Annotated in this window: 15 protein-coding genes; 10 read left to right on the forward strand and 5 right to left on the reverse strand. The window is 72.4% G+C overall.

Features of this window, described 5'->3' with window-relative positions:
* Nucleotides 1-21: 21 nt before the first annotated feature.
* The 9 genes from ACFPM7_RS02175 (at nucleotide 22) to ACFPM7_RS02215 (ending at nucleotide 14192) form a co-directional block, all read left to right on the forward strand.
* Nucleotides 22-1089, forward strand: a complete 1068-nt coding sequence (locus tag ACFPM7_RS02175; protein ID WP_378243155.1) for a Gfo/Idh/MocA family protein — start codon at nucleotides 22-24, stop codon at nucleotides 1087-1089.
* Nucleotides 1086-2090: an NAD-dependent epimerase/dehydratase family protein gene (locus ACFPM7_RS02180; protein WP_378243157.1), complete on the forward strand. Its 1005-nt coding sequence runs from the start codon at nucleotides 1086-1088 to the stop codon at nucleotides 2088-2090. Before ACFPM7_RS02175 ends, ACFPM7_RS02180 begins: the two co-directional genes overlap by 4 nt.
* On the forward strand, nucleotides 2090-3208 hold the full coding sequence (locus tag ACFPM7_RS02185) for a DegT/DnrJ/EryC1/StrS family aminotransferase (RefSeq protein WP_378243159.1): 1119 nt from the start codon (nucleotides 2090-2092) through the stop codon (nucleotides 3206-3208). Before ACFPM7_RS02180 ends, ACFPM7_RS02185 begins: the two co-directional genes overlap by 1 nt.
* On the forward strand, nucleotides 3205-5262 hold the full coding sequence (locus tag ACFPM7_RS02190) for a glycosyltransferase (protein WP_378243161.1): 2058 nt from the start codon (nucleotides 3205-3207) through the stop codon (nucleotides 5260-5262). The genes ACFPM7_RS02185 and ACFPM7_RS02190 overlap by 4 nt, the downstream gene beginning before the upstream one ends.
* A gap of 3 nt (nucleotides 5263-5265) precedes the next feature.
* On the forward strand, nucleotides 5266-7086 hold the full coding sequence (gene asnB, locus ACFPM7_RS02195; RefSeq protein ID WP_378243163.1) for an asparagine synthase (glutamine-hydrolyzing): 1821 nt from the start codon (nucleotides 5266-5268) through the stop codon (nucleotides 7084-7086).
* A complete protein-coding gene (locus ACFPM7_RS02200) occupies nucleotides 7083-7718 on the forward strand; it encodes a NeuD/PglB/VioB family sugar acetyltransferase (RefSeq protein WP_378243165.1) in 636 nt (211 codons plus the stop codon). Before asnB ends, ACFPM7_RS02200 begins: the two co-directional genes overlap by 4 nt.
* The gene (locus tag ACFPM7_RS02205) at nucleotides 7715-8824 is read left to right on the forward strand and encodes a DegT/DnrJ/EryC1/StrS family aminotransferase (protein WP_378243167.1); all 1110 of its coding nucleotides are present in this window, start codon (nucleotides 7715-7717) and stop codon (nucleotides 8822-8824) included. The genes ACFPM7_RS02200 and ACFPM7_RS02205 overlap by 4 nt, the downstream gene beginning before the upstream one ends.
* Nucleotides 8825-9160: 336 nt before the next feature.
* On the forward strand, nucleotides 9161-13123 hold the full coding sequence (locus tag ACFPM7_RS02210; RefSeq protein ID WP_378243169.1) for a DUF4082 domain-containing protein: 3963 nt from the start codon (nucleotides 9161-9163) through the stop codon (nucleotides 13121-13123).
* 25 nt (nucleotides 13124-13148) lie between these two features.
* Nucleotides 13149-14192 (forward strand): glycosyltransferase family 2 protein, encoded by a 1044-nt coding sequence (locus tag ACFPM7_RS02215; RefSeq protein ID WP_378243171.1) that lies wholly within the window; start codon nucleotides 13149-13151, stop codon nucleotides 14190-14192.
* Between the two features lie 169 nt (nucleotides 14193-14361).
* Here the strand turns inward: ACFPM7_RS02215 and ACFPM7_RS02220 are convergent, their stop codons facing one another.
* From ACFPM7_RS02220 to ACFPM7_RS02240, 5 genes are all read right to left on the reverse strand, one after another.
* Nucleotides 14362-15159: a glycosyltransferase family 2 protein gene (locus ACFPM7_RS02220; RefSeq protein WP_378243173.1), complete on the reverse strand. Its 798-nt coding sequence runs from the start codon at nucleotides 15157-15159 to the stop codon at nucleotides 14362-14364.
* Entirely contained in the window at nucleotides 15156-16628 is a 1473-nt protein-coding gene (locus ACFPM7_RS02225; RefSeq protein ID WP_378243175.1) for an oligosaccharide flippase family protein, read from the reverse strand. The genes ACFPM7_RS02220 and ACFPM7_RS02225 overlap by 4 nt, the downstream gene beginning before the upstream one ends.
* Nucleotides 16625-17950: an O-antigen ligase family protein gene (locus tag ACFPM7_RS02230; protein WP_378243177.1), complete on the reverse strand. Its 1326-nt coding sequence runs from the start codon at nucleotides 17948-17950 to the stop codon at nucleotides 16625-16627. Before ACFPM7_RS02230 ends, ACFPM7_RS02225 begins: the two co-directional genes overlap by 4 nt.
* A gap of 4 nt (nucleotides 17951-17954) precedes the next feature.
* Nucleotides 17955-18995, reverse strand: a complete 1041-nt coding sequence (locus ACFPM7_RS02235) for a YveK family protein (RefSeq protein ID WP_378243179.1) — start codon at nucleotides 18993-18995, stop codon at nucleotides 17955-17957.
* A gap of 123 nt (nucleotides 18996-19118) precedes the next feature.
* On the reverse strand, nucleotides 19119-20393 hold the full coding sequence (locus ACFPM7_RS02240) for a hypothetical protein (protein ID WP_378243181.1): 1275 nt from the start codon (nucleotides 20391-20393) through the stop codon (nucleotides 19119-19121).
* 663 nt (nucleotides 20394-21056) lie between these two features.
* On the opposite strand from ACFPM7_RS02240, the gene ACFPM7_RS02245 reads away from it, so the two are divergent.
* Nucleotides 21057-22133, forward strand: coding sequence for a right-handed parallel beta-helix repeat-containing protein (locus tag ACFPM7_RS02245; RefSeq protein WP_378243183.1), 1077 nt, complete (start codon nucleotides 21057-21059; stop codon nucleotides 22131-22133).
* The last annotated feature ends 190 nt before the right edge of the window (nucleotides 22134-22323 follow it).

The following is a 22323-nucleotide window of genomic DNA, read 5'->3' on the forward strand; positions in this document are numbered from 1 at the left end:
TCACATGAAGGGGATTTCACCGTGGGAACCATCGGCCTCGCCGTGATCGGCGCCGGGTACTGGGGACCGAACCTGGTCCGCAACGCCCAGGCCACGCCCGGCTTCCGGCTTGAGTACCTGTGCGACCTCGACGCCGACCGGGCCCGGCGGGTGCTGGGCGGCTACTCGACGGTGCGCGTCTCGGACTCCCTCGAGGAGGTGCTCGCCGACCCGGCCGTGCAGGCGGTGGCCATCGCGACCCCGGCCAAGACGCACCTGCCGGTCGCCATGGCGGCGCTGGAGGCGGGCAAGCACGTCCTGGTCGAGAAGCCGCTGGCGGCGACCTACGCCGAGGGCCGCGAGCTGGTCGAGGCCGCGGAGAGCCGCGGGCTGACCCTCATGCTGGACCACACCTACTGCTACACCCCCGCGGTCGCGCACCTGCGCGAGGTCATCCGCGGCGGGCAGCTCGGCGACATCCAGTACCTGGACTCGGTGCGCATCAATCTGGGCCTGGTGCAGCCGGACGTCGACGTGCTGTGGGACCTGGCCCCGCACGACCTGTCCATCTTCCTGTCGGTGCTGCCGGAGGGCATCACCCCGCTGGCCGTCGCCGCGCACGGATCAGACCCGATCGGGGCGGGGCGCGCCTGCGTGGCGCACCTGACTTTGCAGCTCACCGGCGGTGTGATGGCCCACGTGCACGTCAACTGGCTGTCCCCGACCAAGATCCGCACGATGGTGATCGGCGGCTCGGCCCGCACGGTGGTGTGGGACGACCTGAACCCGGCCCAGCGCCTGGCGTTCTACGACCGCGGCGTCGACAAGGTGGCCGCCGACATCGGGCCCGAGGCCAAGGCCGCGACCCTGGTCTCCTACCGCACCGGCGACATGGTCGCCCCGGCGCTGCCGGAGAAGGAGGCGCTGCGCGCGGTGATGGCCGAGTTCCACGGGGCCATCGCCGAGGGCCGCGCGCCGCTGACCGACGGCCGCTCCGGCCTGGCGGTGCTCTCGATCCTGGAGGCGGCCTCGGCGTCGCTGGCCCAGGGCGGGGTGTTCATGCCGGTGCTGGGCGCCGACGTGACCGACCCGGCGGAGGTGTCGGCGTGAGCAACGCACAGCCGATCGAGGGCCAGCGGGCGCTGGTGACCGGCGGCGCGGGGACGATCGGGTCGGCCGTGGTCGACCGCCTCATCGCCGCGGGCGCGGCCGAGGTCGTCGTGCTGGACAACTTCGTGCGCGGGCGCCGGGCCAACCTGGCCGACGCCCTCGCCGCCGGCGGCGACCGGCTGCGCGTGGTCGAGGGCGACATCAACGACCGCGCGCTGGTCGGCGAGCTGACCGCGGGCAAGGACCTGGTCTTCCACCTGGCCGCCATCCGCATCACCCAGTGCGCCGAGGAGCCGAGGCTGGCGCTGGAGTGCCTGGTCGACGGCACCTTCACCGTCATCGAGGCGGCGGCGGAGCACGGGGTGAAGAAGCTCGTCGCGTCCTCGTCGGCCTCGGTCTACGGCCTGGCCGAGGAGTTCCCGACGACCGAGCGGCACCACCCGTACAACAACGACACCTTCTACGGCGCCGCCAAGGCGTTCAACGAGGGCATGCTGCGCAGCTTCAAGGCCATGAAGGACCTGGACTACGTCGCGCTGCGCTACTTCAACGTGTACGGCCCGCGCATGGACGTGCACGGCCTCTACACCGAGGTGCTGATCCGCTGGATGGAGCGCATCGCCGACGGCGAGTCCCCGCTGATCTTCGGCGACGGCGCGCAGACGATGGACTTCGTCCACGTGCACGACATCGCCAGGGCCAACATCCTGGCCGCGCGCGCCGATGTGACCGACACCGTCTACAACATCGCCGCGAGCGAGGAGACCAGCCTGCTCGGGCTGGCCCAGGCGCTGCTGGGCGCGATGGACTCCGACCTCGCCGTGGAGCACGGGCCCGAGCGCAAGGTCAACGGCGTCACCCGCCGCCTGGCCGACATCTCCGCCGCCGACCGCGAGCTGGGCTGGCGCCCGGAGATCAAGATGGGCGACGGGCTGCGCGACCTGGTCGCGTGGTGGCGCGCGGAGAAGGCCAAGGGCACCGACCCGGGGGCGGTCGGCTGATGGCCATCCCGGTGATGAAGCCGCTGCTCGGCGAGGCCGAGGCGGCGGCGGTCGCCGAGGCCGTGCGCTCCGGGTGGGTGGCGCAGGGGCCGAGGGTGGCCGCCTTCGAGAAGGCGTTCGCCGCCCGCGTCGGGGCCGGGCACGGTGTCGCGGTGTCCAGCTGCACGACCGGGCTGCACCTGTGCCTGCACCTGCTGGGCGTCGGGCCCGGCGACGAGGTCGTGGTGCCGTCGCTGTCGTTCATCGCCACCGCCAACGCGGTCCGCTACTGCGGGGCCACCCCGGTCTTCGCCGACGTGGACCCGCTCACCGGCAACCTGACCGCCGAGACGGTCAAGGCCGCGCTCACCGAGCGCACCAAGGCCGTCATGGTCGTGCACCAGGCCGGGGTGCCCGCCGACGTCCCGGCGATCCGGGCCGCGGCGGGCGAGGTCGCGGTGGTCGAGGACGCGGCGTGCGCGGCGGGCTCGACGCTGCACGGGCGCCCGGTCGGCGCGGGCGCGCTGCTGGCCGCCTGGTCGTTCCACCCGCGCAAGCTGATCACCACCGGCGAGGGCGGGATGGTGACCACCGACGACGCCGAGTGGGCCGCGCGGCTGCGCAGGCTGCGCGAGCACGGCATGAACGTCTCCGCCGCCGACCGGCACGCCTCCGGCGGCGCGGTGGTCGAGTCCTATGTGGAGACCGCGTTCAACTACCGGATGACCGACGTGCAGGCCGCCATGGGCCTGGTGCAGCTGGAGCGCCTGGACGGCATCGTGGCGCAGCGCCGCGCGCTGGCGGCGCGCTACCACGGGCTGCTGGCCCCGCTGGGCCTGCGCGCGATCGCCGACCCGGCGCACGGCACGACGAACTTCCAGTCCTTCTGGGTCGCGCTGCCCGAGGACGCCCCCGGCCTGGCCGACGTGCTGGCCGCGCTGTCGGCCAAGGGCGTCTCCGCGCGCCGGGGCATCATGGCCGCGCACCTGGAGCCCGCCTACGCGGGCCACCCGCACCCGCCGCTGCCGCACACCGAGCGGGTCGCGCTGCGGTCGGTGATCCTGCCGCTGCACCACGAGCTGACCGACGACGACCAGGAGCTGGTGGTCGAGGCGCTGGCCGGGGCGGTGGGCGCGTGAGCAGGCCGGTGGCCGTCGTGGTCGTCACCTACAACAGCGCCGGGGTCATCGCCGACTGCCTGGCCGCGCTGCCCGCCGCGCTCGACGGGCTCGACGCGCGGGTCGTCGTGGTCGACAACGCCTCCACCGACGGCACCGCCGAGCTGGCCGCCGCCGCCGACCCGGACGCCAAGATCGTGCGGCGGGCGGGCAACGACGGCTTCGGCGCGGGCGTCAACGCGGGCATCGCGCACGCGCACGGCTGCGACGTGCTGGTCCTCAACGCCGACATCCGCCTCGCGCCCGGCTCGGTCGCCGCGCTGCGGGCCCGGCTGGGCGGTGGGATCGGGATCGCGGCGCCGAAGCTGACCGACGAGTCCGGGCGCGTGCACCACTCGCTGCGCCGCGCGCCCACCAGCCTGCGCACCCTCGGGGAGGCCGTGCTGGGCGGCGACCGGGCGGGCCGCTGGCGGCTGCTCGGGGAGACGGTGACCCATCCGCGCGCCTACGAGCGCGCGGGCACCCACGACTGGGCGACCGGCGCGGCGTGGCTGGTCTCGCGGGAGTGCCTGGACGCGGTCGGGAGCCTGGAGGAGCGCTACCTGCTGTACTCCGAGGAGACCGACTTCATGCTGCGCGCGGGCGCGAAGGGCTTCGCCACCGGCTACGAGCCCGCCGCGGTCGCCGTGCACACCGGCGGCGAGTCGACCACCTCGGCGCGGCTGTGGTCGCTGCTGGTCACCAACAAGGTGCGGCTGCACCGCGAGCGCTTCGGCCGCGCCGCCGCCGCGCGGATGTGGCTGGCGGCGATGGCCGACAGCGGGCTGCGCGCCGCGCGCGGGTCGGCGCGGCACCGGCAGGCCGCGCGCGCCCTGCTGGGGATGGGCCGCTGGCCCGCCCCGCTCGACGGCTCCCCGAGCGGCGAAGGCCCCGCCTACATCTGCTTCTCCGCGCAGGACTGGTGGTACCACAACCAGGCCCACTCGGACTTCCAGCTGATGACCCGCATCGCCGAGCACCGCAAGGTGCTGCTGGTCAACAGCATCGGGCTGCGCATGCCCACCCCCGGCAAGAGCACCCAGGTGCTGCGCCGGATCGCCCGCAAGGCCGCGAGCGTGGCCAAGCTGGTGCGCAGGCCGCTGCCGGAGGTGCCCGGCTACCACGTGATGACCCCGCTGCCGCTGCCCTTCTACGGCAGCCCGGCGCTGCGCAGGCTCAACGCGGTGCTGGTGCGCGCGCAGGTCCGCGCGGTGTCGCTGGCCCTGGGCATCCGCACGCCGGTGATCGTGGCGACCATCCCCACCGCCTGGGACGTGGTCGAGCCGGTGAAGCGCCGCTCGCTGGTGTTCAACCGCTCCGACCGGCACTCGGCGTTCCCCGAGGCCGACCAGGGCGCGATCGCGGCGCTGGAGGGCAAGCTGCTCGACGGCGCCGACCACGTGCTCTACGTCAGCCGGTCGCTGCAGGAGGAGGACGCCGAGCGCACCGGCGAGCGGGCGTTCTTCCTCGACCACGGCGTGGACCTGGAGCACTTCCGGCGTCGCGCGGAGCTGCCCGCCGACCTCGCGGCCATCCCCGGCCCGCGGATCGGCTTCTTCGGCGGCCTCGACGACTACCTGGTCGACTTCGACCTGCTGGAGCGCATCGCCACCGACATCCCGGAGGCGTCGCTGGTGCTGGTCGGCGACACCTCGATCTCGATGGAGCGCTTCGCCAAGCACCCGAACATCCACTGGCTGGGCTTCAAGCCCTACGCGCAGATCCCCGGCTACGGCTCGGGCTTCGACGTGGCGATCATGCCGTGGCTGGACAACGAGTGGATCACCCACGCCAACCCGATCAAGCTCAAGGAGTACCTGGCGCTGGGGCTGGCGACGGTGAGCACGGACTTCCCCGAGGTCCGCCACTATGCCGACCGCATCACCATCGCCCAGGGCCACGACGCGTTCGTCAAGGCGGTGCGCGACGTGCTGGACAACGGCGGCCTGTCCACCCCGGACGGTCGCAGGGCGTCGGTGCTGTCGTCGTCGTGGGACTCCCGGGCGCGGCAGCTCATGGACCTGGCGGAGGGGTAGGCCATGTGCGGTATCGCCGGGTACCGGCGGCTCGACGGCGCGCCCGCCGACCCCGGCGTGCTCGCCGAGATGGCCAAGGCGCTGCACCACCGCGGCCCCGACGACGCGGGCACCTGGTCGGACGGGCCGGTGGGCTTCGCCCACACCCGGCTGTCGATCATCGACCTGGGCGCGTCGCGGCAGCCGATGTCCGGCGGCGGGGTCCACTTGGCGTTCAACGGGGAGATCCTGAACTACCGCGAGCTGCGCTCGGGGCTGGACTACCCGTTCACGACGTCGGGGGACACCGAGACGCTGCTGGCGGTGTACCTGCGCGACGGCGTCGACGGGGTGCGCAAGCTGCGCGGCCAGTTCGCCTACGCGGTCTTCGACGACCGCTCCCAGGAGCTGCACCTGGTCCGCGACCGGCTGGGCATCCTGCCGCTCTACTACTACAGCGACGACAAGGTCTTCGCCTTCGCCTCGGAGATCAAGGCGCTGTTCCCGCTCATCGGCAGGCCGTCGGTGGACCTGGAGAGCCTGCACGACTACCTCGCGCACCGCTCGGTCCCGGCCCCGCACACGCTCATCGAGGGCGTGCGCAAGGTGCCGCAGGGCCACCGGCTCACGCTGGGCCGCGACGGGCAGGTGCGGCTGCGCCAGTACTGGGCGCTGCCGGTCTCCGGCACCCGCGCGGTGACCCCGGAGCAGGCCGTGCGGCTGGTGGCCTCGGCGCTGGACGACTCCATCGCCGACGCGCTGGTCGCCGACGTCCCGGTGGGCGCCTACCTCTCCGGCGGCATCGACTCCAGCCTGATCACCGCGCTGATCGCCAAGGCGCGCCAGGGCGAGGGCCTGCACACCTTCAGCGCCGGGTTCGGCGACGAGCGGGTGGACGAGGTCGCCTGGGCGCGCAAGGTCGCCGGGATCGTGGGCAGCGAGCACCACGAGGTCACCGTCACCGCCGAGGACTTCCGCGACTCGTGGGCGAGGCTGAGCTGGCACCGCGACGCGCCGCTGTCCGAGCCCGCCGACGTCGCCGTGCACCGGCTGGCCGAGCTGGCCCGCCGCGACGTGAAGGTCGTGCTGTCCGGCGAGGGCAGCGACGAGCTCTTCGGCGGCTACCCCAAATACCGCTACGCGGGCATGACCCGCTGGGCCGGGCTGGCCCCGGGCCGCGGGTTCGCGCTGCCGAGGCTGGAGCGGGCGCTGCCCGCGTCCCAGGCGCGCCTGGGGGTGGCGGTGCGGGCGCTGGCCGAGCCGTCGGCCGCCGAGCGCATGCGCGGCTGGTTCGCGCCGTTCACCACCGCCGAGCGCGAGGCGCTGCTCGGCGGCCCGGCGAGCAGGCAGGCGCCGGATGCCTACCGCCGCGGGCGCGGCGACGCGCTGCGCCGCATGCTCTACGCCGACTCGCACGCCTGGCTGGCCGACAACCTGCTGGAGCGCGGCGACCGGATGTCGATGGCCGCCTCGCTGGAGCTGCGCCCGCCGTTCCTCGACCACCGGCTCGTGGAGCTGGCGTTCTCGCTGCCCTCGGCGGTGAAGGTGCGCGGCGGGGTGACCAAGTGGGTGGTCAAGGAGGTCGCCAGGAAGTACCTGCCCGGCGAGATCGTGGACCGGCCCAAGTCCGGGTTCAAGGTGCCGCTGGACGCCTGGTTCCGCGGCGGGCTGCGGGACATGGCCGCCGACCTGCTCACCGGGCCGTCGTCGTTCGTCGCCGACGTGCTCGACGCGGGCGCGGTGCGCGGGCTCATCGACGCGCACAACTCCGGGGACCGCAACGAGCAGCCCCGGCTGTGGACGCTGCTGTCGCTGGAGGTCTGGCACCGGGAGCTGACCCGGTGAGCGGTCTGCTCCTGGTCGGCGCGGGCGGCCTGGCGCGGGAGGCGCTGGCCGCCGCGCGCGCCGCGGGCGCCCCGGTGCTCGGCTTCCTGGACGACGACCCGGCCCGCCACGGCGAGGTCGTCGACGGCGTCCGCGTGCTCGGCGGCTCGGAGCTGGTGCACGAGCACCCCGACGCGGGCGTGCTGGTGTGCGTGGCCAGCCCGGTGCGGCCGACCGCGCGGGCGAAGGTGGTGGCCCGGCTCGGGCTGGCGCGCGAGCGCTACGCCACCCTGGTGCACCCGGCCGCCTCGGTGGCCGCGGGCGTCGAGCTGGGCGAGGGGTCGATCGTCCTGGCGGGCGTGGTCGTGACCGCGCCGCAGCGCGTCGGCGCGCACGTGGTGGCCATGCCGCACGTGCTGCTGACCCACGACGACGCCGTCGGCGACTGCGTGATCCTGGCCGGGCGCGTCGCGCTCGCCGGGGGCGTGCGCGTCGGCGAGTCGGCCTACCTGGGCGCGGGCGCGCTGGTGCGCCAGGGCGTCCACATCGGACAAGAAGCGGTCATCGGGATGGGCGCCGTGGTGCTCACCGACGTGCCCGCGGGGGAAACCTGGGCGGGTGTGCCCGCCGCACGCTTGAGGAGAAGCACATGACCGACCACATCCCGCTGGTCGACCTGGCCGCCCAGCACGCCGCCGTCGCCGACGAGGTCGCCGAAGGCTGGCAGCAGGTGCTCGCGCGCACCGCCTTCGTCGGCGGGCCGCAGGTCGCCGAGTTCGAGGCCGCCTACGCCGCGTACGCGGGCGTGGACCACTGCGTGGGCGTGGGCAACGGCACCGACGCGCTGGAGCTGGCGCTGCGCGCGCTCGGCGTCGGCGCGGGCGACGAGTGCGTGCTGCCCGCCAACACCTTCATCGCCACCGCCGAGGCCGTCGCCCGCACCGGGGCCACCCCGGTGCTGGTCGACTGCGACCTCGACACCGCGCTGATCGACCCGGAAGCCGCCGCCGCCGCGGTCACCACCCGCACCCGCGCGGTGCTGCCGGTCGACCTCTACGGCCAGGCCGCGCCGATCGAGAAGCTGCGCGCCCTGCTGCCCGCGAACGTCGCCGTGGTCGAGGACGCCGCCCAGTCCCAGGGCGCCACCCGCCACGGTGCGGTGTGCGGCTCGCTGGGCGACGTGGCCGCCACGAGCTTCTACCCCGGCAAGAACCTGGGCGCCTACGGGGACGCGGGCGCGGTCACCACCGCGCGCGCCGACCTCGCCGATCGGGTGCGGCTGCTGGGCGCGCACGGCTCGCCGCGCAAGTACGAACACCCGGTGCTGGGCTTCAACAGCAGGCTGGACACGCTGCAGGCCGTGGTGCTCTCGGCGAAGCTGCGCCGCCTCGACGGCTGGAACGCCGCGCGCCGCGTCGCCGCCGAGCGCTACACCTCGCTGCTGTCCGATGTGCCTGGTGTGATCACCCCGGTCGTGGCCGAGGGCAACGTGCCGGTGTGGCACCTGTACGTCGTGCGCGTGCGCGACCGCGACACCGTGCTCGGCAAACTGCACGCCGCCGGGATCGGCGCGGGCATCCACTACCCGACGCCGGTGCACCTGACCGGCGCCTTCGCCGGGCTTGGCCACCGCGCCGGGGCGTTTCCGGTGAGCGAGCTGCTGGCCGGGGAGATCCTGTCGCTGCCGCTGTTCCCGGAGATCACCGCCGAGCAGCAGGAGCGCGTGGTCACCGCGCTGGCCGAGGCGGTCCGGTCGTGACCGGCCGCGCGCGCAACATGGTGTTCACCAACGGTTGGTCCGGTTAGGACTCACCGGGAATCCGCAGCTCAGCGGCAGTGTGGCTACTCAACGTCATCGACTGACAGCGGGACAGCCGGTCAGATGGCGACAGGTCAGACATTCCGCGGACCGGGACCAAGTTCCCTTCCCCCAATGGGGGTAACGGGATGAGATGTACCGACGATGTCTAGTCGAGGCGCGGTGACGGCCTGTTCTCCGCCGTCCGCAGCTGATTACAAGCGGTAACTAGCCGTGGAGGCTCGTATGGACCGGGCGACTGGTCGGGCTAGGGCGATTCGGATCGCCCTCTCGGGTGTGCTTGTCGCGGTGGGCCTCCCGGTGCTCATCGCCCCACCGGCCGCGGCGGGTCCGTGCGACGCGCCGACGAACCCCGTCGTGTGCGAGAACTCGAAGGCCGGCACCCCGAGGGACAGCTGGTTCATCGAGTCGCACTACGGCGACATCGAGGGCTTCGCGACCGCGGCCAGCGTCCAGCCGGGGCAGCGGCTCGACTTCAAGATCAAGACGCCGAGCACCGACTACGAGATCGACATCGTGCGGCTCGGCTGGTACCAGGGCCACGGCGGTCGCCTGCAGGCGACGCTGGCCCCGTCGGTGCCGCTGCCGCAGAGCCAGCCCTTCTGCTCCTACCAGAGCACCACCGGCCTGGTGGACTGCGGCAACTGGTCGGTCTCGGCGAGCTGGTTCGTGCCGTCGACGGCGGTCTCGGGCTTCTACGTCGCCAACTTCATCCGCAACGACGGCTCCGGCGCCAGCCAGTACCCGTTCGTCGTGCGCAACGACTCCTCGACCTCCGACATCGTCGTGCAGACCTCCGACCAGACCTGGCAGGCGTACAACACCTACGGCGACCGGCCGGGGGTCAACAACTACAACCTGTACGAGGGCGGCTTCTCCGGTTCGCCGGACGGGCGCTCGTTCAAGGTCAGCTACAACCGCCCCTACCGCAACGCGGGCACGTCGAACTACCTCAACGCCGAGTACCCGATGGTGCGCTTCCTGGAGCGCAACGGCTACGACGTGAGCTACATCTCCGGTGTCGACGCCACCAGGAACCCGAACCTGATCAAGAACCACAAGGTGTACCTGTCCAGCGGCCACGACGAGTACTCCAACGCCGCGCAGTGGACCGGCGTGGAGGCCGCGCGCGACGCGGGCACCAGCCTGTTCTTCTCTTCGGGCAACACCTGGTTCTGGAAGACCCGCTTCGAGAACTCCATCGACGGCTCCAACACCGCCTACCGCACCATGGCCTGCTACAAGGAGACCAAGGCGCCCGGCGGGGCCAAGATCGACCCGCACCCGGAGTGGACCGGCACCTGGCGCGACCCGCGCTCCTCGCCGCCCTCGGACGGCGGTCGCCCGGAGAACCAGCTCATCGGCGCGCTGTTCATGGTCAACGGCTACCGCGCCGACGCGCTGCAGGTCCCGGCGTCGTTCAAGCGCAACCGCTTCTGGCGCAACACCTCGGTGGCGACCTCGAACACCACCACGACGTTCCCGGCGGGCACGCTGGGCTACGAGTGGGACACCGACCCGGACAACGGCTACCGCCCCGCGGGCTCGATCCGCCTGTCCGACACCACCGTCACCGTGGACGACGGCCAGCTGCTGCTCGACCACGGCCACATCTACGGCGGCGGCCCGGCCACCCACAACATCACGCTGTACCGCGACCCGGAGAGCAAGGCGCTGGTGTTCAACGCGGCCACCGTGCAGTGGGCGTGGGGCCTCGACGACGACCACACCTTCCCCTACGGCGCCCCGCCGACCGCGCCGACGAGCCCGGCGATGCAGCAGGCCACGGTCAACATGCTCGCCGACATGGGCGCGCAGCCGCGCACGCTGATGGCGGGCCTGGTCCTGGCGACCAAGAGCACCGACACGGTGGGCCCGAACGTCACGGTCAACGGCCTGTCCAACGGCCAGACGGTGCCCGCGGGCACGCCCATCACCATCAGCGGCACGGCGGCCGACGTCGGCGGCGGCGTGGTCGCGGGCGTGGAGATCTCCATCGACGGCGGGACGAGCTGGCGGCGCGCCAACGGCCTGGAGTCCTGGAACTTCCCGTGGACACCGACGACGCTGGGACCGGCGCAGATCCGCGTCCGCGCCTCCGACGACGGCGCCACCATGGGCAACACGGTCACGATCAACCTGACCGTCGGCGCGCAGCAGTGCCCGTGCAGCATCTTCGGCAACGCCACCCCGTCGACCGTCGACGGCGGCGACAACGCCGCGATCGAGGTCGGCACCAAGTTCACGACGTCGGTCAACGCGACGGTGACCGGCATGCGGTTCTACAAGGCCGCCGCCAACACCGGCACGCACAAGGGCACCCTGTGGTCGCCGGGCGGCCAGGTGCTGGCGACCGGGAACTTCACCAACGAGACCGCCTCCGGCTGGCAGACGCTGACCTTCCCCCAGCCCGTGCAGATCCGCTCCGGCACGGCGTACGTGGTCTCCTACCACGCGCCGAACGGCCGCTACTCGGTCAACCCGGGCTTCTTCAACGACAAGGGCGCGGGCATCGTGCCGCTGACGGCCCCCAAGTCCAGCTCGGTCGCGGGCGGCAACGGCGTGTTCCGCTACGGCCAGGGCTTCCCGGACAGCTCCTTCAACGGCGGCAACTACTGGGTCGACGTCACCATCACCACCGACACCGCGGACAACACCCGCCCGGTGGTCGACTCGGTGAGTCCCGCCGCGAACTCGACCGGCGCCTATCTGGACACCGCCATCACGGCGACCTTCAACGAGGACGTCGACCCCGGCAGTGTGCAGTTCACCGTGCAGGCGGGCGGCAGCCCGGTCGCGGGCACGGTCAGCGTCGACGGCAAGAAGGTGCTCTTCAGCCCGACCGACCTGCTGGCCACCACCACCCAGCACTCGGTGACGCTCAACGCCACCGACGGCTTCGGCAACGCGCTCGCGCAGCCCAGGACATGGACGTTCACCACCGGCACCAACCTCGCGCCGTGCCCGTGCACCCTGTTCGGCCAGCGAACACCGGCGACGGTGGACGCCAACGACAGCGGCGACGTGGAGCTGGGCGTGAAGTTCACGGTCGCCGCCAACGCCACGGTGACCGGGGTGCGCTTCTACAAGTCCTTCGCCAACACCGGCACCCACACCGGCTCGGTGTGGACCTCGGCCGGGCAGCGGATCGCGCACGGCACGTTCACCAACGAGACCGAGACGGGCTGGCAGACGCTGACCTTCGCCGAGCCGGTGCAGATCAGCGCGGGACAGACCTACGTGGCCTCCTACCGCGCGCCGAACGGCCGCTACTCGGTCGACACCGGCTACTTCGCCACCCAGGGCGCCGGCCGCGGTGTGCTCACCGCGCCGTCCTCGCCCGCGGCGGGCGGGCAGGGCGTGTACGTCTACGGCGGCGGTTTCCCGTCGAGCACGTTCAACCACAACAACTACTGGGTCGACGTCGTCGTCGCCACCGAGGGCGCGGACACCACCGCGCCGACGGTCACCTCCACCACGCCCGCCTCGGGCGCGACCGGGGTGCCCACCGGGACCGGCGTGACGGTGGCCTTCTCCGAGGCGGTCAACCCGGCCACCCTGCAGTTCACGGTCAAGCAGGGCGCCAGCACGATCCCCGGCACGGTGCAGATGTCCTCGGACAACAAGAGCGCCACGTTCGTCTCCACCAGCGCCCTGCCCGGCAACGCCACGCTCACCGCGTCGGCGCGCGCCAGTGACCCGATGGGCAACCAGATGCCCGCCGCGCACACCTTCTCGTTCACCACCGCGTCGGTCGGGGCGTGCCCGTGCCAGCTGTTCCGCCCGACGGACACGCCCGCGAACTTCGCGGTCGACTCCCCGGTCGAGCTGGGCATGCGGTTCATCCCGGCCACCGACGGCACCGTCACCGGCGTGCGCTTCTACAAGGCGGCGGGCGACCCGGGCACCCACACCGGCCGCGTCTGGTCGGCGGCGGGCGCGCTGCTCGGCACGGTCGACTTCACCGGGGAGACGGCGTCGGGCTGGCAGACGGCCACGTTCAGCTCGCCGATCGCGGTGACCGCGGGCCAGGCCTACGTGGTGTCGTTCTGGACCTCCGCGGGCCGCTACGGGTACACGACCGGGTACTTCACCGAGGACCGCGTCAACGGTCCGCTGACCGCTCCCGCGACCGGGACGGCGCCCAACGGCGTCTACCAGTACGGCGGCGGAGGTGTGTTCCCGGCCGGTTCCGGTAACGGATCGAACTACTGGGTCGACGCCATCTTCGAGAACTAGCGGTTCGCGCCGAGGGGGAGTGCTCGTGGCCAGCGTCGACGTGGTCATCCCGTGCTACAAGTACGGGTCGGTGCTGCCGACCGCCGTGCGCAGCGTCCTCGACCAGCCCGGGGTTGACGTCCGGGTCCTGGTCATCGACGACGCGTCCGGCGACGGCAGCGCCGACGCGGCACGGGCGCTGGCCGAGGCGGACAGCCGGGTGACGGTGTGGGAGCACCCGGAGAACCGCGGCCACATCGCCACCTACAACGAGGGCCTGCTGGAGTGGGCCGAGGCGGACTACTGCGCCCTGCTCTCCGCCGACGACGCCCTCACGCCGGGTGCTCTCGGCCGGGCGGCTCGACTGATGGACGCCCATCCCGAGGTGGGGTTCGTCTACGGCAGGCCTCTGCACTGGGATGGGTCCGATCCGCTGCCCGCGGCGCGTACCGCTGACCGCGGGTGGACTGTCTACAACGGATTCGACTGGCTGCGTCGGCGGTTCGCCCTCGGTGAGGGGTGCATCACCTCTCCCGAGGTGGTTGTGCGGACCGAGTTGCAGCGGAAGCTCGGCGGATACGATCCCGCGCTGAAGCACACCGGTGACATCGAGATGTGGATGCGGTTCGCGCTGCATGCGGATGTGGGTTATCTGAAGGGTGTTGATCAGGCCTACTACCGGGTGCACGCGGCTAGCATGTCTCGCGCCTACTACGCGGTTCAGGTCGCTGATCTGGAGCAGCGGCTGGCTGCGTTCAGTTCCACTGTTCAGCGGGCTGAGGGGATCCTCGCGGATCGTGACGATCTTGATCGGCGGGTTCGGCGGGTGTTGGCCGCTGACGCGTTGCGGCGGGCGGGCCGGTCGTATGACAAGGGGAACTCGGCGTCTGATCCGATTGACGAGTTGATCGAGTTCGCTCGGTCGACTTATCCGGCGGCTGAGCTGCTTCCGGAGTGGAAGACGTTGCGGTTGCGGCAGAGGCTGGGGGTGCGGCGGGCTCGGGCGCTTGCTCCGTTGGTGTTGACGGCGCCTGCTCGGCGGGTTCGGCAGCACTACCGTGCGGCTCGGTGGGCGAGGACGGGGGTTTAGGGGGCCCTCGGTTGCCGGTTGCCGGTTGCCGGTGGTCGGTTGCCGGTGGTCGGTTGCCGGTGGTCGGGCTCGGCTCCGCGGGTGGGTGCGGCGGCGGGGTGGGTGCCCTGATCTGGTGTCACCCCGACGTCCTCCCACCCGCGCCCTGGTGCGCGCCGCCGTTCCCGCGTCAGGACCAGTCGGTGTAGTAGCTCTCCGGGTTGACCAGGTAGCGGACGGTCGGTTCGGGGGTGTGGTGGACGACGCGGGTTCTGGCGGCGCGCCAGACGAACTCCCAGTCCTCCTTGGGGAAGGTGGTCTTCGTCCTGGGCAGGCGGCTGAACAGCACGGTCGGGTCGCGGCGCAGGACGATGCTGTTGGCGTCGACGTAGGGGTCGGCGTCGGCGAAGGTCTTGCGGTCGAAGGGTTCGCTGAGCACGTCGAGGACGGTGCCGTCGGCGCGGCGGCGCTCCACGGCCGAGTAGACCAGGTCGGCGCCCGAGCGCAGGGCGGTGAGGGCGTTCTCCAGGTGGTCGGGGCGCCAGGTGTTGTCGTCGTCCAGGAAGGCGACGTACTGGGAGTCGGTCAGGCGCATGCCGACGTTGCGGACCAGGCCGAGGACGGCGCTGTTGCGGGAGAGGCTCACGGCGCTCAGGCGCGGGTCGTCGGGCAGCTCGGGCAGGCCCGCGCCGTCGTCCACGACGATCACCCGCTGGTCGGTGACGGTCTGGGCCAGCGCCGACTCCACCGCCGCCACCAGCAGCCGGGGCCGCTTGTAGGTCGGCATCACGGTCGCGACCAGCGCAGGCGGCAGCGGCCTGCGCAGCCGGGCGACCTCGGCGTCCTCGAAGCGGCGCAGCGCGGCGGCGTGCCTGCCGAGCACCAGCTTGGACTTGGCCTCGTGCATCGGCCACAGCCCGAACCGCTCGCGCAGGGCCTTGCGCGCCAGCGCCGACACCCCCGACCGCTCGACGCTCGGAGTGGTCATGCTGGGGCTCCTTCCTTGGCCCGGCCGGGGAGCAGGGCGCGCATCGGGTACACGACGGGCAGGTAGAGGGCCGCGGCGACGAGCCCGCCGACGAGCAGCGTCGCCAGCGGCGAGTCGAACACCGCGTGCACGGCGAAGGAGGACAGCACGATCAGCGCGCCGCCGAGCACCGGGCGGGCGCAGGCCAGCACCGCCGGGCGCAGGCTCAGCCCGCGCCGGGTGATCACCCAGGCGAACACCGGCAGCACGACCAGCGCGGCGACGGCCACCTGCGCGATCGCCGCCCCGCGAATGCCGTCGACGCGCACGCCGATGACCAGCGCGGGCAGCAGGAGCGCCAGCCACAGGCCCTGCAGCCACACCAGCGACCGGTTGCCGTCGAGCGCGACGAGCAGGTCGTAGCCGATGAACAGCAGGATGCGCACCAGGCCCAGCGCCGCGAGGACCTGGAGCGCGACGGCGGCGGGCGTCCACTGCTCGCCGTAGACCACGTGCAGCATCGGGAAGGCGTAGCAGGCCAGCAGCGCGCACACCGGCAGCGCGGCGGCCACCAGCAGCCCGGTGCCGCGGGCCAGCGCCTGCTCCAGCCGCGGCCGGTCGTCGACCAGCCGGGCGAACCCGGCCAGCGACACCCGCCGGGCGGCCTCGGAGAACACCTGCAGCGGCAGGCTGGACTGGTTGAACGCCATCAGGTACAGCCCGAGCGCGACCGCGTCGACGTGCGCGCCGATGACGATCTTGTCCACATTGGTCACCGACAGCACCAGCAGACTGGCCGCGGCCAGCGGCAGGCCGAACCGCACCAGTTCGCGCGCCGTGGCCGGGTCCCAGCCGGGGCGCACCTTCACCGGGCACAGCGCCAGGTAGCAGACCACCGAGACGACGTTGCCCGAGACCTGGCCGATCGCGAAGCTCATCGGGCCGAAGCCGGAGAGCGCCAGCGTGATCGTCAGGGAGGTCACCACGACGAACGCGGAGGCGTCGCAGAGGAACCTGGTGCGCTGCAGGAACTCCCGGTTGAGGATCGTCGCGGGCACCACGGCGATGCCGTCGAGCACCACGGCCAGGCACAGCACGCGCAGCACGCCGACGGCGTCCGGGCTGCCCATCATCTCGCAGTACACCGGCGCGGCGAAGAAGACGACGGCGTAGAGCGCGAAGCTGCACCCCACCGCGATGGTCATGGCGGTGGGCGCGAACTCGCGCACGTCGCGCTCCCAGCGCACCAGCGCCAGCGACACGCCCAGCTCGTTGAACGCCTGCAGCAGCGTCAGGGCCACCAGGGCGACGGCGAACACGCCATAGTCGGCCGGGGTGAGGATGCGCGCCAGCGCGATGCCCGCCACCAGCGTGCCCAGGCGCAGCACGACGGTGTTGAGCAGGCTCCACACCGCGCCGCGCCCGACCTTGCCGCCGATGTCGGCCGGGCCCGTCCCCGGCGTCGGCTGTTCCCCGGCAAGCCCGCTCACGTGGCCACCTCGGTTCTGGGTTGGGCCGCCTGGTTGGCGGCGTCGGCTTGGACGGTCCGCCAGAGCGCCCCGGCCAGACCCACGAGCAGGAAGGTGAACCCGGTCGCCACGGCGAAGCCGAGCAGGTCGAAGGTCGCCGAGGAGATGCCGGGCACCGCGATGCAGGCGGCGATGGTGACCGCGAGGTCCTTGACCCTCGGGTCCTTGGTGAGCATCCGGGCGCGCAGGCAGCAGTACCAGCCCGCGCCGTAGAGGACGATCAGCACTATCAGCCCCACGACGCCGTTCTGCACGAGCGTGCCCAGGTACTGGTTGTCCAGCCAGCCGTACTTCTCCGGCAGGTACGTGCCCATGCCGCGGCCCCAGATGAGGTGCTCGGCGATCTCCGAGCCCGCCCGCACCACCGCGCGCCGCCTGCTCTCCGCGCTCGGGTCGACGTCGATGGAGGTGAACAGGCTGTAGAGGGTCCCGACCAGGCCGGGGACGACGACGCGGGTCGCGCCGAGGAAGAGCACGATCACCACCAGCGCCCGCACCCGCCGCTTCGGGGCCATCGCCGGGATGATGAACATCGCCGCGATCGCCAGCGCCAGCACCGCCGAGCGCGACAGCGACTGCAGCGACGCCAGCGCCAGGATGCCCAGGCACAGCCACCAGCGCTTGTCCGGGCCGCCGAAGTCGCGCGCCCGCATCGCGTAGTGCAGGGCGACCGGCACCGCCATCGCGCACACCACGCCGAACTCGATGGGGTGGCCCGCCGTGCCCGCGGGCCGCCGGAAGTTCGAGCGCTCCAGCACGAACGACACGTCGCCGTTGGGCTTGAGGATCGGCGGCGTCAGGTACTCGGTCAGGTCGATGGCGAAGGAGAACTGCAGGATGCCGACCAGCGCCATGAACGTCGCGCCCACCACCATCGTCTTGAGCACGCGGTCGATGCGGTCCAGGCCGCGCACGCCGTCGACGGCGCAGAGGCCGACGGAGAACACCGCCATCAGCGTGATCAGGGTGCGGTCGGCGGCGGCCAGCTCGTCGGCGGGCAGGTAGCCGTAGGTCGCCACGCCGTAGGTCGCCAGCTGGGAGAGGGCGAAGAGGAACAGCGCCGTGCGGACGGCGTTGCGGCCCTTGGCCGCGCCGACGGTGGTGACCAGCTGCGCGCACAGCCAGACCACGCCCATGACGAACCCGACCAGCATGCCCGGCGTGATCGCCATCGGCAGGCCCTTGATCACCATGCTCGCCGGGATGACCGTCATCACCAGCGCGTAGACGCAGGCCAGGGTCGCGCCGTCGGCTCGCGCCTTCGGCGGGCGGGGGGCGGTCATGGGGTTAGCCGTCGGACGGGGTCTTGGTCGGCTGCGCGGCCGGGCGCATCATCCGCGTCGGCGGCTCGCGGTAGTCGTCGGCGGGCCAGGCGCCCGCCTGGTTCGCGCCGGGCTTGGGGGACGGCGCGGGCTCGTGCTGGGGCGGGGCCTTGCGGTCGGCGGTCGGCGGGGGCTTGGGCCCCGAGGACTGCTGCCCCGAGGACTGCTGACCCGAGGACTGCTGCCCGGAGGACTGCGGACCGGTGGACTTCAGCCCGGTGGACTGCGGCGACTTGGCGGGGACGGGCTTGCCGTTGGCGGGCGGCTGCACCGGCCGGATGCGCTGGGTGCGCTCGACGGTGTGGCGCGGCGGCGCGGACGCGGCCGGGCGGACCGGCTCGACCGGCTCCGGGGTGGTCTCGTCCTCGTCGTCGTCACCGGTGCGCTTGCGCTTGCGGGTCTGGTAGCTCTCCAGGCCGAACACCGTGCCCAGGCTGGCCGCGAAGCCCAGGACCAGCGCCACGCCCGCGGCGCGCAGCTTGCTGCCGCGCAGGGGCTCGGGCTCGGTGGGGGCGACGATCTGGTTGACGCCGATGAAGGTCGTCGGGGCCGCCTCCAGCTCCTCCTGGTACTTGGTCAGCTCGGCGCGGACGCGGTCGAGCACCTGCACGGCCAGCTCGCGCGAACCCGGCTCGGACTCGCTCTCCGTGGTCACGCTGATGAACGGCCCGCCCTCGTTGCCGCCGGTGAGCTCGAAGGTGTGCTCGGGCTTGTCCGCGCCCAGCTCCTTGATCACCGCGGGGGTGTTGATCGTCTGGATGACGATGGAGGCCGAGATCGCCAGGCTGGAGTCGAAGGCCAGCAGCGGGTTCGTCTGCCCGGTCTCACGGTCCTTGACGCTGGTGGGCCCGCTCGACGGCGAGGTCAGCACCAGCAGCCCGGTCGACTGGTACAGCATCGGCGTCGTCATGTAGACCGCGCCTGCCGCACCGATGGTGATGACGAACACCGGCACCGCGACGTACCAGCGACGCAGCAGTACCAGGAGTGTCTTCCAGAAGTCCATTTCGTGCCCCAACCCACGAGCGGCGCCTGACTAACCAATCGCGGCCACCGGGGCGACCGTTACTCCATGTAGTGCAACCTGGGCGGCCGTTGGGCCGTTCGGTCGTACGAGCGGGCTTCCCGATCACCCGGGGAGCGCCGGTCGGTAGAGCCACACGCGGTAGGACGTGCCGTCGCCCACGGGGGTTGTCAGCACGAGGTCGCGGTCGCACACCACCACCGGGAACTTCGTACCCGCCCCCTGCTGCGGCTCGGTGAACTGCCGGCATCCGGGCCGCGACGGCAGCGGTGTGCCCTCGGCGGCGTCGCCGCGGGCGTAGAGGGCGACGCCGCGGGCGGCGAGGAAGTCCGGCGCGGTGCCGGTGCGCAGCGCCCGCAGGTAGTCGGCGGAGTTGACCAGGCCTTCCAGGTGCACCAGCGGCCGGTCGAGGTGGTAGCCGACGCTGCCCGCGCGGTCGCCCATCGCGATCGGCGCGCCGAGCGGGGCCAGGGCGTCGATCTGCCGGGCGACGACCGGGCCCAGCTCGATGAACGCCGAGCGCTCCACCCCGCCGCGCGCGGCCCGCGCCGCGGTCAGCCCGGCGGCGGCGACGGTCAGCACGGCCAGCACGAGGGTCGTCAGTCCGCGCAGCGGCAGCCGCTCGGTGCGGCCCGCGGCCAGCGCGGGCCCGGCGAGGGCGATCGCCAGCGGCGCGGCGGAGAAGTACCAGGGCCACAGCTGCCACGACGAGGTGAGCGCGTAGTAACCGACCGTGGCGACGCCGCCGGCGAGCACGACGCCGCCGAACTGGGCGCCCAGACCGAGCCTGCCGGGCTGGGCGCGCAGCAGGGCCGCGGTGACGACGACGAGCGCGCCGACGCCGAGCAGGGTCGGCACGCCGAAGACGACGGGGGAGATCAGGAACTGGCCGACGACGCCGGGGTTCAGCCCGCCGCCGATCGCCTTGGCCTGGCCGGACACGGGCAGCGCGGTGTCGAAGAGGGCCAGGTTGACCAGCAGGTACACCGCCAGCGCCGCGGCGGGCACGGCGGCGAGCGCGAGTCCGCGGCGCACCCACGGCAAACGCTTGCGACGCCAGCTGAGCAGGGCGAGCAGGCCGAGCAGCGCCATCGGGAAGACCGCGTCGAGCCGGGCCAGCACGGTCAGCGCCATCAGGGTGCCGGTGGTGAGGGCGGACGAGAGGCCGAACCAGGGGGCGGTGAAGCCGTCGGAGGCCAGCCAGGTGGCGGCCAGCCAGAGCAGGCCAAGCAGGAGCAGGCCCGTCTCCATGCCGGAGAAGAAGAAGGACGGGCCCGCGGTCCCGGTGACCAGCAGCGGGGTCGCCCAGGCGAGGGTGAGCACCGGGCGTGCGGTCAGCGCGCCGATACGGTCGATCTGGCGGGCCGCACCGATAAGCACTGCGAATGAGACTAAGGTCACAGCAACCAGTGCGGTGTGACTGTCTGCGAGCGAGAACACCGGAACGAGTGTCAGTAGCCACAGAGGGTGATAACCGTTCGTCGGGTCGATCCCGTTGAACGTCGAGCCGGCACCTTCGGCGATATGTCTGGCTACCCCGAAGTAGTAAAAGGCGTCGTCGTCGAAGAGTCCGACGGCCTGCTGGTACGGGGCGAGGGCGACCACGGCGACCCGGATCGCGCCGAGCACGCAGGCCAGCGCCGTCGCCGTGCGCCACCAGGGGACGCTGGCGCGCGGGGCCGGGTCGCGCAGTTCGGTGCGCGTGGCAGCGTGCATCCTCGCCGTCCTGTTCTCGGTGGTGCCCCTCGCGCGGTCTCGCGCCGATGCCGGTGAAGCCCCCCGCTCTGGGATCGCTGTTCGGGGTGAATTGTTACCCAGCGTCGTTTGGGCCAGATGGGTTACAGCGGGCGACCACAATCTGATACTCCAGGTGGAGTCACCGTGACCTCGTTGTGATCTAAGTGGAGCTGTGCATAGAGTGCCGACGGCTCGGCCACGGCCGGGCCCGCAGGATGGCAAGCAGTCCTGCCTCGGGGGCGAACGACTGCCAACCGGAAGGAACCCATGTCCGCGGAATTATCCGCCAGCAGGTCGGCTCGCGCCTTGGCCGCCATTGCCGCGCTCGCGGCGCTTGCGGCGTGCAAGCCACTCGCCGGAAAGCCCGCGCCCGATCTGCCCGTCCCGCCCGACCCGGTGGTGACGACCAGCACTCCCACGAGCACTCCCACGCCGACAACGGCGCCGACCAGCATCCTCCCGCCGACCTCGGTCACGGCCCCGACCTCGGCGACCGGCACGGTCACCCCACGACCGCCCGCCACCAAGCCCACCTCCACCCCCGGCGAGCCCGGCACCGGCACGGTCCCCGCGCCCGGTTCGGTCGGCTTCCGCGGTGACAAGGGCTCGCTGAAGGTCATCGACGGCCCCGGCTCGGCCCCGCCCGGCACCCAGTGGAACTCCGGCGCCCTGCGCTTCGGCGGCGGCGACGTCACCCTCGACGGCGTGTACGTCAAGGGCGGCGTGGAGTACAGCGGCCGCGGCACGCTGACCATCCGCAACTCCGTCATCGAGGGCAACCGCAACAGCTGGTCCCCGCTGATGGCCAACAGCGGCCACGTCGACGTGCGCGACAGCACCATCACCTACAAGGACACCCAGATCCCCGGCGACAAGTGGGGCAACGGCGTCGTCCACGGCGACGCCAGGATGACCCTCATCCGCAACGACATCTCGGGCGCCCCCGACGGCATCCAGAACGGCAGCGGAGAGAGCGTCATCGAGCAGAACCACATCCACGACTTGCGCGTGTTCGGCACCTACCCGAACAACACCCACAACGACGGCATCCAGTCCTACGGCGGCCCGAACCTCAAGATCCGCTACAACCGCATCGACATCAGCATCGGCGGCAAGGCCTACGACGGCACCCACCAGAACGCCGCCGTCTTCATCATGCCGAGCAGCGGCCACGCGGCGGCCAACCTGGAGATCGTCGGCAACTACCTCTCCGGCGGCGGCTACATCCTGCGCATGGGCATCCCGATGAGCAACGCGATCGTCACCGGCAACAAGTTCGGCCCCACCACCGGCGGCTGGGGCGAAGTCCTGGTCGACGGCCCCGGCATCACCCAGTGGTCGGGCAACACCGACGCCGAGGGCAAGCCTGTCCGGCAGCCCTAGGCGAAGCACGAGGCCCCGGGGGAGGACTTTCCTCCCTTGGGGCACCGTGTCTTGTCGGCGTGTCTCCTCGGACCGAAGCGATCAGTCCGCTGTGTCCCCGGAGTCTCCGGCGTCCACCCACACGAGGTGGACATCGTCCTGACCGCCCAGAACCCGCACAGCGACTTCGGCGGACCGGAACTCGCCGCGC

Origin of the sequence: Actinokineospora guangxiensis (assembly GCF_042657845.1) — a bacterium.
Taxonomy (GTDB): Bacteria; Actinomycetota; Actinomycetes; order Mycobacteriales; family Pseudonocardiaceae; genus Actinokineospora; species Actinokineospora guangxiensis.